28 protein-coding genes and 1 tRNA gene are annotated in these 17,518 nt (G+C 50.0%); 13 read left to right on the top strand and 16 right to left on the bottom strand.

Annotated elements, in window-relative coordinates; genetic code table 11:
* Positions 1-66 precede the first annotated feature (66 nt).
* From HMPREF9098_RS09960 to dapA, 3 genes are all read right to left on the bottom strand, one after another.
* On the bottom strand, positions 67-582 hold the full coding sequence (locus HMPREF9098_RS09960) for a hypothetical protein (protein ID WP_040564948.1): 516 nt from the start codon (positions 580-582) through the stop codon (positions 67-69).
* A 116-nt stretch (positions 583-698) separates the two neighbouring features.
* Entirely contained in the window at positions 699-1,826 is a 1,128-nt protein-coding gene (locus HMPREF9098_RS09955) for an NlpB/DapX family lipoprotein (protein WP_003784459.1), read from the bottom strand.
* Positions 1,827-1,855: 29 nt separating this feature from the next.
* Positions 1,856-2,731 (bottom strand): 4-hydroxy-tetrahydrodipicolinate synthase, encoded by an 876-nt coding sequence (gene dapA, locus HMPREF9098_RS09950; RefSeq protein WP_040564449.1) that lies wholly within the window; start codon positions 2,729-2,731, stop codon positions 1,856-1,858.
* A gap of 354 nt (positions 2,732-3,085) precedes the next feature.
* On the opposite strand from dapA, the gene bfr (HMPREF9098_RS09945) reads away from it, so the two are divergent.
* From bfr (HMPREF9098_RS09945) to HMPREF9098_RS12335, 11 genes are all read left to right on the top strand, one after another.
* Entirely contained in the window at positions 3,086-3,550 is a 465-nt protein-coding gene (gene bfr, locus HMPREF9098_RS09945) for a bacterioferritin (protein WP_003784456.1), read from the top strand.
* Positions 3,551-3,562: 12 nt separating this feature from the next.
* On the top strand, positions 3,563-4,036 hold the full coding sequence (bfr, locus tag HMPREF9098_RS09940) for a bacterioferritin (protein WP_003784455.1): 474 nt from the start codon (positions 3,563-3,565) through the stop codon (positions 4,034-4,036).
* Positions 4,037-4,170: 134 nt separating this feature from the next.
* A tRNA-Leu gene (locus tag HMPREF9098_RS09935) sits at positions 4,171-4,255 on the top strand.
* Between the two features lie 208 nt (positions 4,256-4,463).
* Positions 4,464-5,642, top strand: a complete 1,179-nt coding sequence (locus tag HMPREF9098_RS09930; RefSeq protein ID WP_003784453.1) for a tyrosine-type recombinase/integrase — start codon at positions 4,464-4,466, stop codon at positions 5,640-5,642.
* Between the two features lie 200 nt (positions 5,643-5,842).
* The gene (locus HMPREF9098_RS12460; RefSeq protein WP_115324747.1) at positions 5,843-5,932 is read left to right on the top strand and encodes a toxin-antitoxin system HicB family antitoxin; all 90 of its coding nucleotides are present in this window, start codon (positions 5,843-5,845) and stop codon (positions 5,930-5,932) included.
* 146 nt (positions 5,933-6,078) lie between these two features.
* The gene (locus HMPREF9098_RS12340) at positions 6,079-6,243 is read left to right on the top strand and encodes a hypothetical protein (RefSeq protein WP_003784448.1); all 165 of its coding nucleotides are present in this window, start codon (positions 6,079-6,081) and stop codon (positions 6,241-6,243) included.
* Entirely contained in the window at positions 6,240-6,491 is a 252-nt protein-coding gene (locus HMPREF9098_RS09925; RefSeq protein ID WP_003784447.1) for a PIN domain-containing protein, read from the top strand. The genes HMPREF9098_RS12340 and HMPREF9098_RS09925 overlap by 4 nt, the downstream gene beginning before the upstream one ends.
* A 127-nt stretch (positions 6,492-6,618) precedes the next feature.
* Positions 6,619-7,701, top strand: a complete 1,083-nt coding sequence (locus HMPREF9098_RS09920) for an ATP-binding protein (RefSeq protein ID WP_003784446.1) — start codon at positions 6,619-6,621, stop codon at positions 7,699-7,701.
* A gap of 11 nt (positions 7,702-7,712) precedes the next feature.
* Complete coding sequence (locus HMPREF9098_RS09915; protein ID WP_003784444.1) at positions 7,713-8,450, top strand: hypothetical protein; 738 nt, start codon at positions 7,713-7,715, stop codon at positions 8,448-8,450.
* Positions 8,451-8,600: 150 nt separating this feature from the next.
* Entirely contained in the window at positions 8,601-8,807 is a 207-nt protein-coding gene (locus HMPREF9098_RS09910; protein WP_040564946.1) for a helix-turn-helix transcriptional regulator, read from the top strand.
* Between the two features lie 2 nt (positions 8,808-8,809).
* Entirely contained in the window at positions 8,810-8,944 is a 135-nt protein-coding gene (locus HMPREF9098_RS12335; RefSeq protein WP_003784438.1) for a hypothetical protein, read from the top strand.
* Between the two features lie 111 nt (positions 8,945-9,055).
* Here the strand turns inward: HMPREF9098_RS12335 and rnhA are convergent, their stop codons facing one another.
* Together rnhA and HMPREF9098_RS09900 are read right to left on the bottom strand one after the other, a co-directional pair.
* Entirely contained in the window at positions 9,056-9,499 is a 444-nt protein-coding gene (gene rnhA, locus HMPREF9098_RS09905; protein WP_040564448.1) for a ribonuclease HI, read from the bottom strand.
* A gap of 69 nt (positions 9,500-9,568) precedes the next feature.
* Positions 9,569-9,820, bottom strand: a complete 252-nt coding sequence (locus HMPREF9098_RS09900; protein ID WP_409939138.1) for an NGO1151 family protein — start codon at positions 9,818-9,820, stop codon at positions 9,569-9,571.
* Between the two features lie 64 nt (positions 9,821-9,884).
* On the opposite strand from HMPREF9098_RS09900, the gene HMPREF9098_RS09895 reads away from it, so the two are divergent.
* Positions 9,885-10,622: a hypothetical protein gene (locus HMPREF9098_RS09895; protein WP_003784429.1), complete on the top strand. Its 738-nt coding sequence runs from the start codon at positions 9,885-9,887 to the stop codon at positions 10,620-10,622.
* Positions 10,623-10,921: 299 nt separating this feature from the next.
* Here the strand turns inward: HMPREF9098_RS09895 and HMPREF9098_RS12330 are convergent, their stop codons facing one another.
* From HMPREF9098_RS12330 to HMPREF9098_RS09870, 7 genes are all read right to left on the bottom strand, one after another.
* The gene (locus HMPREF9098_RS12330; RefSeq protein ID WP_232618042.1) at positions 10,922-11,041 is read right to left on the bottom strand and encodes a transposase; all 120 of its coding nucleotides are present in this window, start codon (positions 11,039-11,041) and stop codon (positions 10,922-10,924) included.
* A 1-nt stretch (position 11,042) separates the two neighbouring features.
* The gene (locus HMPREF9098_RS12325) at positions 11,043-11,186 is read right to left on the bottom strand and encodes a hypothetical protein (protein ID WP_003784424.1); all 144 of its coding nucleotides are present in this window, start codon (positions 11,184-11,186) and stop codon (positions 11,043-11,045) included.
* A 24-nt stretch (positions 11,187-11,210) separates the two neighbouring features.
* A complete protein-coding gene (locus HMPREF9098_RS12320; RefSeq protein ID WP_232618021.1) occupies positions 11,211-11,681 on the bottom strand; it encodes an IS110 family transposase in 471 nt (156 codons plus the stop codon).
* A 237-nt stretch (positions 11,682-11,918) separates the two neighbouring features.
* Positions 11,919-12,119, bottom strand: a complete 201-nt coding sequence (locus HMPREF9098_RS09885; protein WP_040564447.1) for a hypothetical protein — start codon at positions 12,117-12,119, stop codon at positions 11,919-11,921.
* A gap of 12 nt (positions 12,120-12,131) precedes the next feature.
* Entirely contained in the window at positions 12,132-13,268 is a 1,137-nt protein-coding gene (locus HMPREF9098_RS09880) for a zonular occludens toxin domain-containing protein (protein ID WP_003784418.1), read from the bottom strand.
* Between the two features lie 33 nt (positions 13,269-13,301).
* Positions 13,302-13,589 (bottom strand): DUF2523 family protein, encoded by a 288-nt coding sequence (locus HMPREF9098_RS09875; protein ID WP_003784416.1) that lies wholly within the window; start codon positions 13,587-13,589, stop codon positions 13,302-13,304.
* Between the two features lie 10 nt (positions 13,590-13,599).
* Positions 13,600-15,243: an IgG-binding virulence factor TspB family protein gene (locus tag HMPREF9098_RS09870; protein WP_003784415.1), complete on the bottom strand. Its 1,644-nt coding sequence runs from the start codon at positions 15,241-15,243 to the stop codon at positions 13,600-13,602.
* 153 nt (positions 15,244-15,396) lie between these two features.
* On the opposite strand from HMPREF9098_RS09870, the gene HMPREF9098_RS11845 reads away from it, so the two are divergent.
* Complete coding sequence (locus HMPREF9098_RS11845) at positions 15,397-15,561, top strand: hypothetical protein (protein WP_155803289.1); 165 nt, start codon at positions 15,397-15,399, stop codon at positions 15,559-15,561.
* Between the two features lie 99 nt (positions 15,562-15,660).
* Here HMPREF9098_RS11845 and HMPREF9098_RS11235 read toward each other — a convergent pair whose 3' ends face one another.
* From HMPREF9098_RS11235 to HMPREF9098_RS09845, 4 genes are all read right to left on the bottom strand, one after another.
* Positions 15,661-16,401: a hypothetical protein gene (locus HMPREF9098_RS11235; protein WP_003784408.1), complete on the bottom strand. Its 741-nt coding sequence runs from the start codon at positions 16,399-16,401 to the stop codon at positions 15,661-15,663.
* 163 nt (positions 16,402-16,564) lie between these two features.
* Positions 16,565-16,879, bottom strand: a complete 315-nt coding sequence (locus HMPREF9098_RS09855; RefSeq protein WP_003784406.1) for a hypothetical protein — start codon at positions 16,877-16,879, stop codon at positions 16,565-16,567.
* Between the two features lie 17 nt (positions 16,880-16,896).
* On the bottom strand, positions 16,897-17,118 hold the full coding sequence (locus HMPREF9098_RS09850; protein ID WP_003784404.1) for a hypothetical protein: 222 nt from the start codon (positions 17,116-17,118) through the stop codon (positions 16,897-16,899).
* A gap of 74 nt (positions 17,119-17,192) precedes the next feature.
* Positions 17,193-17,507: a hypothetical protein gene (locus HMPREF9098_RS09845; RefSeq protein WP_003784402.1), complete on the bottom strand. Its 315-nt coding sequence runs from the start codon at positions 17,505-17,507 to the stop codon at positions 17,193-17,195.
* Positions 17,508-17,518 lie beyond the last annotated feature (11 nt).

Genomic DNA, 17,518 nt, shown 5'->3' with positions numbered 1-17,518 from the left:
AAAAAAGCAGCCTGCACTCGGAACAATATCCACAGTGCAGGCTGCTTTTTCTTTTTGATGCGGCCATTATTCCAACGGCTCGGTTTGCACGGAAAACTGCGCTTCCTCTTTGCGGTGGTGCAAACGGTGCTGCCGCCACCAAATCCGCAGCAGCAGCCACAGCAAATACGGCAGGCACGCCGCCACCAGCAGGTAATGCCACGAATGGAACGAAACCAGCACCTGCCCCGTGTTGAAAAACACCCATGCCGACCAAATCCACAACCATGCAGACGGCAGTGAGAATGCCAACACCACCAGCGCCGTCAGCGTGCGCGGCATGGTCATGAGCAGCCGTTCGCCTGCCGCGCTGTATCGGTCCATCCGCATCAGCATAATCATCGCCCACAAGAGCACGCAGGTCATGCCGCCGTTCACGGCAACCTGTATCCAGCCGAATGCAAACTCCGGCGCAATCGGCAGGCCGTCGCCGGGCAGCGGCTTACTGTCGGGCAGCAGGGCTTCCTTGATGTTGAGCCCCACGGTGAACAGCAAGTCCGCCATAATGGCATACACAGGCAAGTATTTGATGGAAAATCGCATTATGTTTTTCTGAAAATAAAAGAGCGTTGATTTTAGCATTATTGCCGTGCGGCGTAAAAAGTGCAGGCTGCTTTTTCGGATTCGAAAGCAGCCTGCACTTTGTGTTCATGCCGTTATCAGCGCAATTCGCGGTACAGGGCGTCCAACCATTTGTTGGCCTGTTCGCCCGTATAAGGTTTGCCGAACTGGTCCAGCAAATGAATCCGCTGGCCGTTGCCCGCATTTTCCAGCGCCACAAACAACTGCGCCGCCTGTGCAGGTTTCTGCTGTTCTGCAGGCTGCTTGTTCGAACCGAACCAGCGGCTGAACCAACCGCGTTTTTGCGGCGCATTCGCCGATGCCTCGTTTTCTGTCGGCGCAGGGCGCACGATAAACATGCCGCGCTCGCTCACAAACTGCTGCACCACCAAACCGATGCGGTTCAATGCCGAACCGACGCGGTTTACGTTGCGCTCTGCCGAGCCGGTAATCAAAACCGTGTTGGCCTCACGTTTGGCAAATTCGGTGCCTTGGTCCCTATCCGCCTGTACTGCCACCTGGCGCTGCGCTTCGGCCTCGTCAACGCCGACATACTGCATGAAGCGCGCCAAGAATGCCGCTTCCAGATTCGGGTCATTCGCGCGCGGCTGCCACATGGTCGTTTCTTCGCGCTTGTTGCTGTACACCTCTTCCAAACCTTTGTGCGTGAAGAAAATATCCAGCCCGCCTTGGCGGTTGCGTTCCATGCGGATTAAGAATTTATCGCGCTCGCTGGTGGTGTAAATACCGCCCATGCCGACCATGTCGAACAAACGGCGCAAACCTTGGTTCGGCAGCTTGGCGCGGTTTTCCGCCCATTCGGTTTCCATCAGGCCGGCCTGCGGTTCTTCGGAGGCGATGGTAAAGCCCATTTCCTGCCAGAAAGAACGCAGCACGGGCCACATTTCATTGGCCGTTTTGCCTTGCACCACCAACCAGCGCTGTGTACCGCTGCGTTCGATATGTGCGTTTTTCACTTGCATTAGCACGCTTTTGCCGCTATTCGCGCCGGTACGCTGGGTAGTGGCATCCGGACGGGCAACCGTGCCTTCGGGCAGCGAATACAGTTCACCGTTGCGCGGGTCGTTCAAATCGGGAGGAACTTCCAAGCTCACGATTTTATTGTTCTGCGACTGGTAATCCAATTTCGGCGTTTCCGATTTGCTGGCACAACCGCTTACTCCTGCGATTAACAACATTACCGCCAATGGCTTCATCATTTTCATGCGTTTTTATACCTTCTTTAAACTTTAAATTAAACCAATGCCGCTGCACGCAAAGCAGCCTGCACTTTTTCCTGACCTGCCGCCGTCAAAGGCAGCATCGGTAGGCGGACGTGCGATGCGCAAACGCCCAACTGTTCCGCCGCCCATTTTGCCGCTGCCGGGCTGGGTTCGCAGAACATCACGTTATAAATAGGAATCAGACGGTCGTTCAGCGCGCGTGCTTTGGCAATATCGCCGTCGATGGCGGCGCGGCACATTTGGGCAAACATTGCCGGTGCCACATTGGCCGCCACGCTAATCACGCCATGTCCGCCGCACAACAGGAACGGCAGGCCGGTCGGGTCGTCGCCCGAATACACGGCAAAATCTTCCGGCACATCTTTAAACAGCGACAATGCCCGCGCCACATCGCCACTGGCTTCTTTCACGCCGACAATATTGGGAATTTGCGCCAAACGCAGAATCGTCTCGTTGCTCATATTGACCACGGTGCGTCCTGGCACATTATAAAGAATCATCGGAATAGCAGCCGCTTCGGCAATGGCTTTGAAATGCCGGTACATACCCTCTTGTGAAGGCTTATTGTAGTAAGGCACGACGGACAATGTGTAATCCGCGCCCAGCCGTTCTGCCGCCAATGAAAGCTCAATGGCTTCTCGCGTATTATTCGCGCCGGTGCCGGCAATGATTTTGATACGTTTTGCTGCGTATTGGATAGTTGCTTCCACCACCGACAAATGCTCGTCCACCGACAATGTGGCCGATTCACCGGTCGTCCCCATGGAAACAATCGCGTCCGTACCGTTGTCGATATGCCATTGAACCAACGTCTCAAGCTGCTCATAATTCACGCGGCCATCTTCATGCATGGGCGTAATCAGTGCAACCAAACTTCCAGTCAGCATAAATTTCACCTTCGTTTTTGGTGTTGCAAATGTGGTGGATTGTAGCCTACTTTCGGGCTGCTGCAAAATATTATCTCTGCAGGCTGCTTTTGCCGCTTTGGAACAGAATTTTGCGTAAAATTAAGTAAAGATAAATTTACTCTATGGAGTTCCTAATTGTCTTTAGTAAGCATTATCAAATATATATTTTTGATTATTCGATATTTTTTATTATCGCAATTTTGTTTCATTCCCACTACGCGGTTTAGCATACTTGATAATTGTTTGTATTTTAAATAATTTTTTTGCCAATTTGAAATCATGCTGCTAAAATGCGCCCTTCATTGAACAACACAACCTTTGAAAGGAAATATCATGCAAGGAAATCAATCTGTTATCGATTACATGAACTTCTTGTTGGCGAACGAGCTGGCTGCACGCGACCAATACTTCATCCACTCCCGCATGTATTCAGAATGGGGTTACACCAAACTGTTTGACCGTATCGCCCATGAAATGGAAGATGAAACACAACATGCGGAAGCCTTTATCCGCCGTATCCTGATGTTGGGCGGCACGCCTAAAATGGTGTCTGCGCCCGTTAAAGTAGGCAAAGACGTCATCGAGATGCTGCAATTTGACTTGGATACCGAATTGGAAGTGCGCGAAAACCTGAAAAAAGGTATCAAATTGTGCGAAGAAAACCAAGACTATGTAACACGCCAATTATTGGTTGATCAGCTGAAAGACACTGAAGAAGACCACGCACACTGGTTGGAGCAACAATTGCGTCTGATCAAAATGATGGGCGAGCAAAACTATCTGCAAAGCCAAATCTAATCGGGAGGCCGTATGCAAGGAGACCGTCAAGTTATCCGCCATTTGAATCAAAATTTGGGCCTGCTGTTGGTGACCATCAACCAATATTTCCTGCACGCCCGCATTTTGAAAAACTGGGGCTTTGAAGAGTTGGGCTGTAATTTCTACAAACAATCAATCGTGGAAATGAAACAGGCCGATGCGATTATCGAGCGCGTGCTGCTGTTGGAAGGCCTGCCTAACCTGCAAGAGCTGGGCAAGCTGCTGATTGGCGAAACGCCGGAAGAAATCATCCGCTGCGATTTGGCCAAAGAACAAGAAAAACACGCCGCCTTGGTGGAAGCCATCGCCGTTTGCGAAGCGCAGCAGGATTATGTTTCGCGCCAACTGCTGGAAAAACAGAAAGACGAAAACGAAGAACGTATCGACTGGCTGGAAACACAGTTGGAACAAATCGAAGCCATGGGCCTGGAAAACTATTTGCAACTGGGTGCGCAAGAGGACTAACACAAACCACTACCATTAACCTTGGTACCCAATCCGACACCTGCACATTTGTGCGGGTGTTTTTTTCATGCCTGCAACCTTCTGCAGGCTGCTTTGCAATTTGCCGTCCTCTCGCGTATAATGCGCCGTTCTATGCGGATGTGGCGAAATTGGTAGACGCACTGGATTTAGGTTCCAGCGCCGCAAGGTGTGAGAGTTCGAGTCTCTCCATCCGCACCAAACTGCAAAAAACGGTGTTTTCCAACGCCGTTTTTTTACGTTCAAAGATGTTCAATTTTACCAGCCTATCCCCCGCCAATAAAGGCTTTCATGCAGCCCCCTTATTTCATAGATGTTCAATAGCATCCAATAAATCATTGTTGAATTAACCAAAGAATGGGGGTATTTTTGGGGGTATCGTAAAACTACCCCGAAAAAATACCCCCAAATGACACTCAACGACCGACAAATCAGAAACGCCAAGCCGCAAGAGAAGCCCTATAAGCTGGCAGACGGCGGCGGGCTGTATCTCCACGTTACCCCCAAAGGCACAAAATCGTTCCGGCTGAAATTCCGCTTTGACGGCAAAGAGCAGGTATTGACCATTGGAAAATACCCCCACGTTTCTTTGAGCGAAGCGCGGGCTATGGCGGAAACGGCCAAAACCCAAATATCACAGGGCATCAATCCCGCCGCACAAAAGCAGGCGGAAAAGCAGCAGGCGCAGGAAGCTGCCCTAAATACCTTTGCCGCCGTAGCGAAAGAATGGCACAGGGTAAGCACGCTGCGCTGGAAGCCCCACCATGCCGCCCGTGTATGGCGGTATATGGAAACGGACGTATTACCCCACATAGGCAGCCTGCATTTGGACGAAATCCGCGTATTGGATATTCAAGCCCTATTGGAACGGGTAATGACTAGAAACGTGAGCAATACCGCCGAAAAAATCAGGCAATGGATAGGCGCGGTATATGAATATGCCGCCCAAAGGGAATTGACCGAACGCAACCCCGCCAAGCAGCTGAAAGACTTTGTAGTACAGCGCGAAACGGTACACCACCGCGCCTTGCCACTATCCGAGCTTGAAACCTTCTACCGCCGCCTGAAAGAAGCCCGTATAGACCCCGCCAACCGTATAGCCCTATTACTGCTTATCCTAACCTTCCCCCGCAGTAACGAACTGCGCGGGGCACAATGGGGCGAGATAGATTTTCAGGCGGCCGTTTGGACGATTCCCAAGGAACGGATGAAGATGAAGCGCGAGCATAAAATCCCCCTATCCGCATGGAGCTTGGAACTGCTTCACGAACTGCACGCCATCACGGGGCAGGGAACGCAGCTATTCCCCAGCCGCACCAAGATAGGCAGCTACATCAGCGAAAACACCCGGAACAAAATCATAGAGCGGATAGGCTTCAAGGAGCTAACCACACTGCACGGCTTCCGCAGCCTGGCCAGCAGCACCCTGAACGAAAAAGGCTTCAATCCGGACGCCATAGAGCTGCAACTTGCCCACCAATCGAGCGACAAGTCGCGCAAACCCTACAACCGCACAGACTACTGGCAAGAGCGTGTAGAAATGATGGCATGGTACAGCGGCCTTTTGCGCGGCCACTATGGGGAATAAAAAACGCACACGCGCGATAAAAAAATACTGGTTATACTGGTTATCTGGTTATTTATTATATATATGATTGATTATAAATAAAAAAATGAATAACCAGTACATAACCAGTGGGATTTCTACTGGTTATCTCTTTTTTATTCAAATGCTTATGCTGGTGTTTAGGCAGGATTTGGGGGTATTTTTGGAACATTTGGGGGTATTTGCAGGCTGCTTTTGCCGCTGCCGCCGCCAAACCGCAGCACATCAGCTTGAACGAATGGATAAGCCGAGCCGCCACGCAGGCGGCATAATTTGCGTTTTAAGCGCCTATCCGCCTTTGGACGTGTTACCCAAACATCCCACAGCAAAACCGCCCTTGCAGACGCAAATAGACGGTTTACCGAACGGATATTGCCCATTTGCCCTTTGCAGGCGTTTAACGTGGTAAGGAATAAACATGAAAACTCTCAAACCAATCCGCGCCGGGCAGCCACAATCTGCGCTGGAAGCATTGATGGCCACAGCTTCGCTAGCCGAGAAGCTGGAAAACGCAGGTTTCGAGATACCGCCGCGCAGCATGGCGCAAAGAGAACCTGCAAATTTAGAAATAGAACAGGATTGAGCCAAGGGGCGGTATTGCGCGAATGGCTGGATACCGTAGTCAAGCCCGCGTTTGAAGGGCGGATACTACCGATAGACGAAGCCACCGCCGAAATATGCGCCGCGCTGCACATACCCGACCATGCCCCCGAAAACGATTCATGGATTGCGGCCACTGCCAAACAGCACCGATTAATCCTTGTAACACGCAACATCAAAGATATGGATAGGGCAGGCGTGAAGCTGCTTAATCCGTTTGAAGCTGCCTGAAAACACCACCACCCGCAAACCAAACACCAGCGACCCAATGCTGGTGTTTTTTATTGCTTGAACAACATTGGACACTATTAGACGATAAAAGTATAATTAGACAAATCTAATACAACGACAGCTAATCATGAAAGACCCCTTATATTTCCCACGGACGGAACTTGCCGCCGCCCTGCTGGGCAGCCTGAAAAGCGGCATATCCAGCGCATTCACGCTATTTGCCCCGCGCAGGATGGGCAAAACGCAGTTCCTTACCAACGATATTGCCCCCGCTGCCGAAAAAGACGGCTTCAACGTGTTCTATTTTTCCTTCATGGACAACAGGGACACCGCCGACCCCGCACGGTTTTTCCACGAGGCCCTGCACCGCTTCGCCCTGAACATCCGCACCGGCAGCGGCGTAAAAACCTTTTTCGGCAGCTTCACCAAAATAGAAGTTTTCGGCGTAGGCATAGAGAAGGAAACGCAGCAGCAGGAAATCCCCGCCGTGAGCGAAATCATCGCCCATATTGCGGCAGACGACCGCCCCACGCTGCTGCTACTGGACGAAGCGCAGGAATTGGCGCGTATCCCCCGTGCGGAAGGCATGATACGCAGTTTGAGAACCGGGCTGGATATCCATCAAAACCGCGTCAAAACGCTGTTCACGGGAAGCAGCACCAACGGGCTTCGCGCTATGTTCAACGACATCAAAGCCCCGTTTTTCCACTTTTCGCATGCGCTTGACTTCCCCACGCTTGGGCGGGAATTTACCGACTTTCTGGCCGGCGTTTACCGCGAAAGGACGGGGCAGGATTTGGACGCGGATAAACTGTATTCGGTTTTCGTGCAGTTCGACAAAAGCCCCATGTACATCCGCGCCGTGATTCAGGATTTAATCATCAACCCCGCCCTATCCTTGGAAGCGGCGGCCAATGCCCGCTTGGCGCAAATGCAGGAAAACGGCAACTTCCCCCGCCAATGGAACGCATTAAGCGCAATGGAGCGGCTGCTGCTGCAATCCGTCGCACGGGGCGACACCAGCCCATACGGCGCGGAATTCAGGGCGAAAGCAGCCTGCACCTTGGGCGTGGAAACCGTGAAGGCAAGCAGCGTGCAAAACGCCGTCAGAAAGCTGCTGCGCAAGGATTTGATGGCCAAGGATTCGGGCGGCACATTCCGAATCAACAGCCCCATGCTGCAAGCGTGGATAAATGAGAATGTGGAATAGGGGTGCTGAAAATGAGCAATACCAAATTAACATTGCGGGATTTACCCGACCTATCCGATTGGAGTCTTGCCCCTTTATTAACGTTGGAGCAGGCGGCATTGCTATGGGGCGGCATTGACCCTGCTTTCAGTAGTTACGACAACGTAGGGAAAGAACATCATGAACAATGCCGCAGGGCGATAATCGCCATGCAGGCGTTTTTAGGCGGCATTGTGTTAAAAACGTTGCAAGTGCATGAATTGTTTTTAATCGGCGAAGACGGCTGGCAGAATTCTTATTCATACAGGGCAAACCAAGCCAAAGACGAGTTCTCAATACGCGATATAGACCCGAAGAGAACCACCGTTCAAAAAATGGTGTTGATTGCATGGGCGCAAAAAGAAGACTGCCTGACCCTCAAACAAGATTTAATCAAGAGGGAAAGGCAGATGCGGGGAGCGAGCGACACAGAAAGACGGATTGAAACGCAAAGGCAGCCTGAAAGTACAGAGAAGCCCATCATCCAATTACTGGACTATACCCCCAAGCACCCAACGCCCGAATACCAAGTAGCAACGGAAGTGATTAAGGAATTCTACGACCCTATCCCCGAAGGGGGTAAACCCCCAAAGGCATTGGTAATACAGGAGTTTATCGCACGGCGGTTAAAGGAGATAACAGGGGTTAAACCCCCGGAAAATGCCATTACGCGCATTGATGCTTTGGCACGTTCCCCCGACTTTAAAAACCAAACCAAAACAAAAAAATAGTTCAACAACAAAATAATTGAATATCAATACATTAAGAACGGTTAAACCCCTGTTTAGCATAAACGGTTTAACCGTTTTTCTATTGCCTAACCCCCGCCTTTGTCTTGCAGAATACCCCCCATGTTCAACAAGCAGCAAAGGCGTTTTTTTATGCAGCAGCAATTCATCACCGTCAAAGACGTAACCGCTATTTACGGCGTGAGCCGCACCACCGTTTGGAACTGGACCAATCCCAAACACAAGCAATACCGCCCCGACTTCCCCAAAAGCTACAAATTGGGCGGCCGCACAGCCCGCTGGAAGGCGAGCGAAATCCAAGCCCACATCGAAGGCATGAAGCACAAGGAAGGGGAATAACCATGCAGACGCAACGCCAACGAATCCTTGCCGTCCTTACACGCGGCGAAACCCTGACCGTGCGGCAAATCTTCGAGAACCTGCACATCAACTGCCCCACCATCAATTACATATTGCTTGGTGCAATAATGGTGTAATTGCTGTTATCGCATAAAAGATCAATCCAAATTAAAAAAGCAGCCTGCACTTCAATCTTCAAAAGTGCAGGCTGCTTTTTTAATATTGCCAACCGCCACATCGCTGTTATTTCAGCCGCGCAACGCCTGTTCGACGCCCCTATTGGCCAATGCGTCGGCGCGTTCGTTTTCCGCGTGGCCGGCATGGCCTTTGACCCATTGCCAACGCACGCGGTGTCGCGCCACCTGCTCGTCCAGCTGCTGCCACAAGTCCGCATTCTTTACGGGCTGGCGGCCGGCGGTTTTCCAGCCGTTTTTCTTCCAGTTGTGAATCCAGCTTTCCATGCCGTTCTTGACATATTGCGAATCGGTGCAGATAACCACGTCGCACGGACGGTTCAGCGTTTTCAAGCCGGACAGCACCGCCGTCAGCTCCATGCGGTTATTGGTGGTCTGCACTTCGCCGCCGAACAGTTCTTTTTCGTGCGTGCCATAACGCAAAAGCACGCCCCAGCCGCCTGCACCCGGATTGCCTTTGCACGCGCCGTCCGTGAACAGATAGACCGTTTTTTCCATGGGTTCTCTCGCTGCATTCATGTTACAAACCATTCAAAATCAGGTAAAATCACGCATTTATCGGCACGGTTAGCGGCGTTCACGGAAAAATTCTTCGGCGGCGTCTTGAAACAGGTCGGCATCGTTGCTGTCGGAATAGGCCAATGCCGCGATTTCGTCTTCAAAAGCAGCCTGCACCGATTCCACCACGTCCTGCGCCATATCCGGCGGCAAGGCGCGCAAAAAGCCTTTTAATGCAGCCGCCAACACGCGGTTCTGCATCCGCAGGGCGCAAACCGATTCTTCCAAATATTCGAACTCTTGCTGAAGATTATCCACGATGTCGTCTTTCTGTATCAATGAAAACGCACATTGTAGCAAAAACCACCATTCAACGGACAACATCATGAATCAAAACGATAAATCATCACACGCCACCATGGTTTTCACGTTGCAGGACAATGACGCGCCAGCTCAGAGCTGGGAGCAGGATTTGCAGCAGCTGCAACAACGCCAGCATCAGGCATTCGCCGCTGCGGACGCACCGTCCGAAACCGCACTCACATGGCAGAGCGCGCCCGTTCCCGAACGTTTCGGCGACGAGGAATTGGATTTGGCTTACCGCGAATACCTGCGCCACCGCGAAGCGGAGCACAACCAGCGCGTGCGGCAGGCGGCGCAGGAGGAAGATGTGGCCGTGCTGTTGCAGGAAGACTGGTTGGCAGCACAATCCGCGCTCAAAATCGAAAACAACCGCCGCTATCTGCATGCCCGGCAAACCGTCGTGATGCAGCAGAACCAGCCGCTGCAAACGGTGAAAACGCATGAAACCGAAGCCGCAGCGCAGCCGCCCTATCTGCCGCCCTGCACGGTACACGTTTACGACCTGCCCAATCTGCCCAGCACGCGCCGCATACGAATTTTGTCGGAGCAGGAACTCATCAACCGCATTCAGGAAAAACTGCAAATCCATTTGAGCAACGCGATGGCAGGCTTGGTGCGGCAGGCGGTGCAGAAAAAACTGGCCACGCTGACCTACGATTTGCAGTTGATGCTGAACGAAGAAACCGAAAAAGTCGTGCGCGACGTGTTGGAACACAATCTGGCCGCCGTGTTCCGCAGCGTGAAAGACGCCATGCGCTGAATACATACCCTTGTTTGAACAATGGAAAAGCAGCCTGCACTTCAATTTCCAAAGATACTGTAATCAGTGTCAATAACTTTACAAATCTTAACCGTTCTTCAAAGCCTTTTGGTGCAGTTCCGCATCAAAAGGCTTATTCGTTTTCAGGCAGACATAGGCATACCGGAGGATTTTGCACATCATCATCACATATACCTGCTTCGGGTGTTTTCCGCGCCCAACTTGGTAATCAAACCAACCGCGCCATAATTTGGAGCGCGTACAGGCTGCTCTAGCGGGCATGTAAAGGCTGGTGCGTACTACCCCCTATTATCCATCTTTGAAACGCGCTGCAAACCGCTGAATTTGCCACTATCGCGTATTACCGGGCTTAATCCCAAATAGCTTACGAGGTGTTTGGCCGTTTGGAATTTATCCAGGTCAATCAGGACGGATAACAGGATTTGGGGTGCTCCTGCCGACTCCGGGGATGGTTTCCAACCGCTGCTGTTTTTGCCACAAATCTTGGGTGTTGTCTATCACTTGCTGCATTTGGCGGCGGCATTGGTCTATCTGTGCCTGCAAGGTGTCTATCAGCTGCTCTATTGACTACTTGACACACTCATCGGCCACTTGCAGGCGGTTTTGTTCCTGCACGCAGATGGCCATCAACTGCTCTATGCGGCGGTGGATGTTTTTAAGCTGCCTTTTGCCATCGCTTTCGGGCTGCCATGCCTGCGGTTGTTCTAAGCGGCAGTAATCGGCTATCAGCTTTACATCCTGTTTGTCGGTTTTCACGCGCCTGAGCTGCATTTTGGCATAGGCTTTGATGGCAATAGGATTGACTACGCTGATTTTGATGTGGTGGCTGTAAAGATATTGGGCAATGCCCAAATAATAGATGTTGGTAGATTCGCAACAGGCGTGGATTTGACTGGGATTGATTTGATGGCCGTGCAGGTAGTCCAGCAATGCCCGATAGCCTGTTGCATCGTTGGATACGGTAATGTGCGGTGTTTGGTTGGTTACAGTGTCGATTTTGTCTTTGCTGATGTCTAAACCTAAATAGATGGTCGTCATGGTACAAACCTTACGATTAGGGCTAGTGGCCATGATACTGTTATGTTTAGGCAAAAAAAAACCGTACGCACCAATCTTTGGACATGGCTTACGGCCAATGCAGGTAATGCGGGTGTCGTAGGGCGGGTATATTTTAGCATAAGTGGGATGTGGCCAAAAGGCTTGCCCCCCGGCGGGAGCTACCTGTTTTCCGTTGCATGCAAGCATACAACAAAAAACAGGCAGCAGGATATGGGGTTATTCCCCCACTACAATCGGAATTGCCAACCGATTCGCAAACTCCAATGCCGAAGAGACCGTAAATAACTCTACTTTGCATATCGTTTCTGCTTTTTCTTCCGATTTTTCGCACAAGTACACCATAACATCCGCGCCAGCTAAAATCATCTCGACATAAAGCCCTTTGTATTTGTCATTTTCAAAATTCAAAGAATACATTGTCATCTCCTTCTATTGAATATTCGCCACATCTTTTGAATCGCCATTGCTCAAGCTGGGCAAAGGCTTACCGCCCATCTGAGACACCTGCGGTATCGGTTTGGCGGATTCGGGCTGTGCCTGCACGGTTTCGTTGTCCGGTAGCTCAGTCTGCAAATAAGGGTTGTAAATGCCGTTTTCGGCAAAGTCGATACAAGTTTTTTTATCCATGCCGCGTATCGGCGTCGCCTGATCGGTATAGCATGTGCAACTGTTGGACGATTTAACGCAGGCCACCGGATAGGGCATAGCCTGATAATTGCGGTTAAACGAGTCATAGACGGGTGCCGTCCACGGACGGCCATCAATATCGGGCTTAAAATCATCTTCCGTTATCGGCGTCCTTGATGGCTGTGCAGGTTCTGATACTGCTGATGCCGATGACGGCTGCGCCATGGTGTATTGACCTTGCGGCGTATCTTGTACGGTTGGCGCATGATCCGACGGCGGAGCGGTGTTTTCAGCCGTCGCTTCGGGATGTAACTTTTGTTCATACCGCTGATTAACGTAAAACATCAAATAGCCGGTAATCATAATAATAAGCGGCAGGGTATATACCCAAAGGCTTATATTGCCCGACAGCTTGGTGTGTTCTTCGGCCGACTTGTACATCCCGAAAGCGGCCTTTTTGGTAAAAAAGATGCTGTTTTTAGCTTCGGCCACATCAGATCGTGCTTCGGGATTGGCGCAACGTTGCCAGTAGGATACGCGCTTAAAGCCGAGCATTGTCTTACTGATATTGCGATGCTCGCCGATAAGGGCGCGCAGATTGACATCAATCAGGCGCGGGTGTTGGGTAAGGATAAATATATCAATACCTTTATGGCGGTGTGTCTCTAACTCTTGCACATATTGGGGCACTTTCGCACCGGCGGGGCGAGGCCTGAATATGCGTTGTGCTTCGTCGATCACAAGTATTGCGCCGGTTGGTGCCCATTCGTACCACGTCGTCATATCGCAGCCTTCCGGTATTTCCTGATGGGGGATTTTCAAATCGGGTATTCCGTCCACATACAACGGCCGATTCTGCAAATCCTTGCGTGTCATCAACATATAAACCATCAGGCTGGTTTTGCCGCTGCCCGGCAATCCGGTAATCAAAGAAATCATTTTTTACCCCTTGAATCAAAAATTATCTGAATACTATTTGCTTGCAAAAACCGTCCCCAACTTGGAAACCGCTTTAAACGTCAAAGCGAAGCTGGCCGCGCCCAAAAACCAGTTAAGGGCAATACCGCCACCGGCCATATAAAATATCTGCGCACTTGCCCCACCGATACCGTTCATTTGATTTTGCAGCCCCGATATAAGCTGCTGCTGTATGGCCGTTGCCCCCATATAGGTAATGACCGACAAACCGAGTGCTGCAAATATTTTGCCGACCAACGTTGTAAAAACCGAAGTGAGCAGCATGCCCAATGTTGCTTTCATCCCTACCCCCCTAATTGCGCGAAATCGTCAACCGAAATATGGTAAATGCGACGATCATCGAAAACAGTATGACCCAAGGGCGCATTTTGACCGCTGCATCGCATATCTGCCGATAACTCAACGTCTGCGTTGTATGGCCAATCGAAAACACGGTATCCGGCGGGCATTGACCGGAGGACGAAAAAATATTAAGCGGATTAAAAGAGAGGTTCACTTTTTGTTCGGGCAACTTTAAATCCTGATAATCGGTATTGCCCAACTCCATACACATCAATGCCTTCGGATTTGATTTACAAATATTGTTATCCTTGTTACTGCCCGACTGATTTTGATTCTGTTGATCTTGATTTTGTCCCTGATTCTGATTTTGAGCATTGCTGCTTGGCGGTTTACCGATTTCCGACCTTGTCGGGGCAACGCTAGAATTGGCGGGCAAATCGGGTCGCGGTATGGTGCTCACGGTTACAGATCCGTCCGGATTGACCCGAAACTGTGTTTGCTGTGCCTGATCACTACCCGCAGGGGTATAGGGCTCGGTAACAAAAGTATTGTCAGATGCGCTGCCTGCAACCGTGGTTTGCGTATTCTGCGGATTGATTGCGCCTGTTTCCCACAAGGCGTTAATCAAGTCGGTAATCGCGGCATTATTGGCATTGCTTTGATTTAAGAACTGCTCCATCGCCTTTTCCCATGCGGCTTCATTGGGCAGGTAGTTTTTTAAATCGGCTTCTATTTTTGCTTGTATTGCAACGGCATCTTTGCCGGATACCGTGTTATTGGTAATGGACATCCAATGGTTATCATCGGCAGGCAGCTTATTGGTAATCGTAGTACCGTTAATTGTGATAGGAGACGGCCAGTCTTTTGTTTTTGACTGCCCTGCACGCCAAGGGGCAGCACCCTTTGCCAAATATTCGGTTACTGTTGCACCTGATGACCCCGCTGCGCTTGTACCATCCCACTCACTAACTACAATATGGGTATAGGTTTCATTGGGATTGATTTGCTGTTTTTGCCTCTGGAATCTATCAAAATCGGCACGGGCTTGATTCAATGCCTGTTCCCTTACTGGTGCTGTTACCGCTTCCGCCGCGGTGCTGTCGCCGTAGATGGCATCGGCAACGGAAGAGCCGAAACCTGTCCAGTCAAATATTTTTCCTACACCTGCGGCAACCTCTGTCCAATTACCGTCACTAAATCCACGCGAAATCTGATCAGCCACGCCTTGCCTTTTAAGGTTATCCAAATGGGTTGTGGCCGTTGTGCCGACCATAATCGCGCCGAAGCCTTTAGCAACGGTGTTATTGGGGATTCGGGTTTGGGTGCGGACGGTGCCGCTGGCTTTGTTGCCGTAGCTGTCGGTAAAGGTGGTGGGGTGGGATTTGTTGGCGGTTACAGTGCCGGCTGATTTTTGGGAAGATTGAAACTGGTTGCTTGGCAAATTTCTTGAATATTCAGTAGCTTTCCCAACATCTAAAACTCTATTGCCATTTTTATCATACGAATAAAATTTATGATCTGTTCCATAAGCAACAGATGAACCATTGGGAGCTTGTGAAATAATCGCCTGATTAGACTGGGGCGGAATATAAGGTACATCGGCAAATACAGGCGCAAAAACCGCAAAAGCAATTAAAAAAATTAGTTTTTTCATGGTATATTCCAACTTTCAATAACCCACCCCGAAAGCTCAAAAATGGAAAGCAACGACTTCTTCAGTTTTACGCCCCAATATGGATGTTGGGAAACAGAATTCAGATACACCCTTGCTTATATTGGTTGTTCAACAACCATTAATGCTTCCCAAATGACACCCGAACAAATGAAGACAGACAAGCCGATTTATTGCGGTATCATGGCACGGAGGAAACAGTTACAGCCCATACTTGATAATCCGCATTTGTTCGACCATGCCTTTGTCAATGCGGTTAAACTGGTAATTCAAATGTATGACGATATCGAAGTCCGCTAAACAAAAGCAGCCTGCAGGCTGCTTTTTTTTCCGCCTACCAGAACATCGACCAGAACGGAACAATGCACAGCACGCCCATCACAAACAAACCAATATCGCTCATTCTCTAAATCCATTCCTTCTTTCGGATTCTTCCACCGAATATTGATAATATTCACGCGCTGCTTCGGGGTCTCTCTGCTCCAAATCATGCAGGATTTCTTCATCAATAGATTCGTGCATATCTTCTGCCAAATATTCCAAATCCCTTTCATAACGTTCGATATATTCGGCGGCTTCTTCGGGATCAGTGACGTTTTCGGCGACAAATTCGCGGTATTCTTCTTCGCTCATGGTGCGTTTTGCCCAATCCATCATATCTTCGCCTTCGCGCGGTTTATTGGGATCGTCTTCGCCTTCATCTTCTACTCCGAAATTTTCTTTGTATTCGGCGATGAGTCTTTCGGCATCTTCGGGGAAGCTTTGCCGCAGGTATTCGTAAAATTCTTCGTCGCCCATATTCACGGGCTCGCCCGTTTCATCGACGATAATGCCTTCCTGATTGACGTATGCGCCTATATCGGCATCGTAGTAAAACTGGTTTTCGTCTTCCAATTCGGGTTCTTCGGCGACGGGATCGGCAAAAAGTTGGGTATTGTTTTCACGTGCAGGGGTATTCTGCTGTTTTTTCTTTTTGCTCGGTGCAAAGATTTCTTTGATCAGATAAATTGCAGCGATAAAAAGGATGGGAATCAAAGCCCATTGCATAATGCTTGCACCGATTTGGGTCAAATCGGACTTCATGCCGTCTGCTTCGTGCTGTACGTATTGCTTTACTCCGCCCCCGGTAAAATACTGCATTCCGCTCTGCGGTTGTCCTGTATTGTTATTCGGCATAAATTACCTTTTGATGATAAAAATAACGGCTGCCAGCAATAGGCAGATTAATAGGTCGGATGCTATATCGCTTGTTGATGCGGCAGGATGTACAAATTGCTGTACGTCAAACCAAAGGTATTTGCTATTAGTCACGACGGCCTTCTTCAACGATGCTGTGCCAAAAGATTTTTTTAACTTGCCTGAATGCGTAGGCAATGACGAACAGGGTCAATATAACGGCACCAAATTGGACGCCTTCTTCAAAAGGCTGGTTTTGATCGCATTCGGGAAAGGTGAGCTGAATTTTTTGGCTGCCGTAATACCAGCTCTTATTTTGATAAACGACGGTTTTAAGGCTGCCGTCCGCGGTAATAGTCGGCACTACCATGCTCAACTTGTAATCGGACGCTTCCTCCGAAGTGGCGAAGCATTGACCTCCTACGCGGTATCCTTGCTGCATGGCAGTGCCTCCTAAAATTAAACAGCGCGTTTGATCAGGCGTACGGCGGCAATAAAGGCAATGCCTACCAAGCCCAAACCTACGGCGATACCGCCGACTGCTGTCAGGTCAGATTTGAAATCGCCTGTTGCAGTAGTTACCGCAGTGGCGACATCGCCTGCGAAAGATGATGTTGCAACAGTCATCAGGCCGGTTGCGAAAGCTGCTTTTGCAGCATTGATTTTGCTCATGATTTTCATGATTTATCTCCAAAAATGTTAAAAAAGGGGCGTGTGTTCAAGGGGCATTTACCGCCACGCCCAAACGGCAAATTCTATGCTTTGGCCGCTTCAGCCTTAACCAAATCGGATTTCAAGAAATCCAGCCGGGTAACGACTTTGACTTCATTCTTGCCTTTAATTTGGGTTTCCCATTCGACATTGACATCTACGGGCAGCTTGCCGCGCAGGTGGTCTAATTTCGTATGGTCGGCTTCGGAGCCGAACTCCAATTCAACAACATCAACACCAAATTCATTTGCTGATTTGTCATATACCTTCGCTTCGACATAGATACGTGTATAGTCATAGGTTTGGCCGTTCTCGGTTTGGCCCTTGTTCCATTTGACTTTTCGCAGTTGAGTCTTCATGCTTCATTTCC

This window comes from Kingella denitrificans ATCC 33394 (genome assembly GCF_000190695.1).
GTDB classification, from domain to species: Bacteria; Pseudomonadota; Gammaproteobacteria; order Burkholderiales; family Neisseriaceae; genus Kingella_A; species Kingella_A denitrificans.
Note: the sequence above shows the minus strand (reverse complement) of the source record. Positions and strands in the feature narration are given on the sequence as shown.

What these genes read in the sequence shown, in the direction of transcription:
- HMPREF9098_RS11845 (WP_155803289.1), top strand. Translation starts at nt 15,397, where the DNA reads ATGACACCCGAACAAATGAAGACAGACAAGCCGATTTATTGCGGTATC.
- rnhA (WP_040564448.1), bottom strand. Translation starts at nt 9,499, where the DNA reads ATGGAAAAAACGGTCTATCTGTTCACGGACGGCGCGTGCAAAGGCAAT.
- HMPREF9098_RS09895 (WP_003784429.1), top strand. Translation starts at nt 9,885, where the DNA reads ATGAATCAAAACGATAAATCATCACACGCCACCATGGTTTTCACGTTG.
- dapA (WP_040564449.1), bottom strand. Translation starts at nt 2,731, where the DNA reads ATGCTGACTGGAAGTTTGGTTGCACTGATTACGCCCATGCATGAAGAT.
- HMPREF9098_RS11235 (WP_003784408.1), bottom strand. Translation starts at nt 16,401, where the DNA reads ATGCAGTATTTTACCGGGGGCGGAGTAAAGCAATACGTACAGCACGAA.
- HMPREF9098_RS09930 (WP_003784453.1), top strand. Translation starts at nt 4,464, where the DNA reads ATGACACTCAACGACCGACAAATCAGAAACGCCAAGCCGCAAGAGAAG.
- HMPREF9098_RS09845 (WP_003784402.1), bottom strand. Translation starts at nt 17,507, where the DNA reads ATGAAGACTCAACTGCGAAAAGTCAAATGGAACAAGGGCCAAACCGAG.
- HMPREF9098_RS09855 (WP_003784406.1), bottom strand. Translation starts at nt 16,879, where the DNA reads ATGCAGCAAGGATACCGCGTAGGAGGTCAATGCTTCGCCACTTCGGAG.
- HMPREF9098_RS09850 (WP_003784404.1), bottom strand. Translation starts at nt 17,118, where the DNA reads ATGAAAATCATGAGCAAAATCAATGCTGCAAAAGCAGCTTTCGCAACC.
- bfr (WP_003784456.1), top strand. Translation starts at nt 3,086, where the DNA reads ATGCAAGGAAATCAATCTGTTATCGATTACATGAACTTCTTGTTGGCG.
- HMPREF9098_RS09915 (WP_003784444.1), top strand. Translation starts at nt 7,713, where the DNA reads ATGAGCAATACCAAATTAACATTGCGGGATTTACCCGACCTATCCGAT.
- HMPREF9098_RS12320 (WP_232618021.1), bottom strand. Translation starts at nt 11,681, where the DNA reads ATGACGACCATCTATTTAGGTTTAGACATCAGCAAAGACAAAATCGAC.
- HMPREF9098_RS09880 (WP_003784418.1), bottom strand. Translation starts at nt 13,268, where the DNA reads ATGATTTCTTTGATTACCGGATTGCCGGGCAGCGGCAAAACCAGCCTG.
- HMPREF9098_RS09955 (WP_003784459.1), bottom strand. Translation starts at nt 1,826, where the DNA reads ATGAAAATGATGAAGCCATTGGCGGTAATGTTGTTAATCGCAGGAGTA.
- bfr (WP_003784455.1), top strand. Translation starts at nt 3,563, where the DNA reads ATGCAAGGAGACCGTCAAGTTATCCGCCATTTGAATCAAAATTTGGGC.
- HMPREF9098_RS12340 (WP_003784448.1), top strand. Translation starts at nt 6,079, where the DNA reads ATGAAAACTCTCAAACCAATCCGCGCCGGGCAGCCACAATCTGCGCTG.
- HMPREF9098_RS09910 (WP_040564946.1), top strand. Translation starts at nt 8,601, where the DNA reads ATGCAGCAGCAATTCATCACCGTCAAAGACGTAACCGCTATTTACGGC.
- HMPREF9098_RS12335 (WP_003784438.1), top strand. Translation starts at nt 8,810, where the DNA reads ATGCAGACGCAACGCCAACGAATCCTTGCCGTCCTTACACGCGGCGAA.
- HMPREF9098_RS09875 (WP_003784416.1), bottom strand. Translation starts at nt 13,589, where the DNA reads ATGAAAGCAACATTGGGCATGCTGCTCACTTCGGTTTTTACAACGTTG.
- HMPREF9098_RS09960 (WP_040564948.1), bottom strand. Translation starts at nt 582, where the DNA reads ATGCGATTTTCCATCAAATACTTGCCTGTGTATGCCATTATGGCGGAC.
- HMPREF9098_RS09870 (WP_003784415.1), bottom strand. Translation starts at nt 15,243, where the DNA reads ATGAAAAAACTAATTTTTTTAATTGCTTTTGCGGTTTTTGCGCCTGTA.
- HMPREF9098_RS09920 (WP_003784446.1), top strand. Translation starts at nt 6,619, where the DNA reads ATGAAAGACCCCTTATATTTCCCACGGACGGAACTTGCCGCCGCCCTG.
- HMPREF9098_RS09885 (WP_040564447.1), bottom strand. Translation starts at nt 12,119, where the DNA reads ATGTATTCTTTGAATTTTGAAAATGACAAATACAAAGGGCTTTATGTC.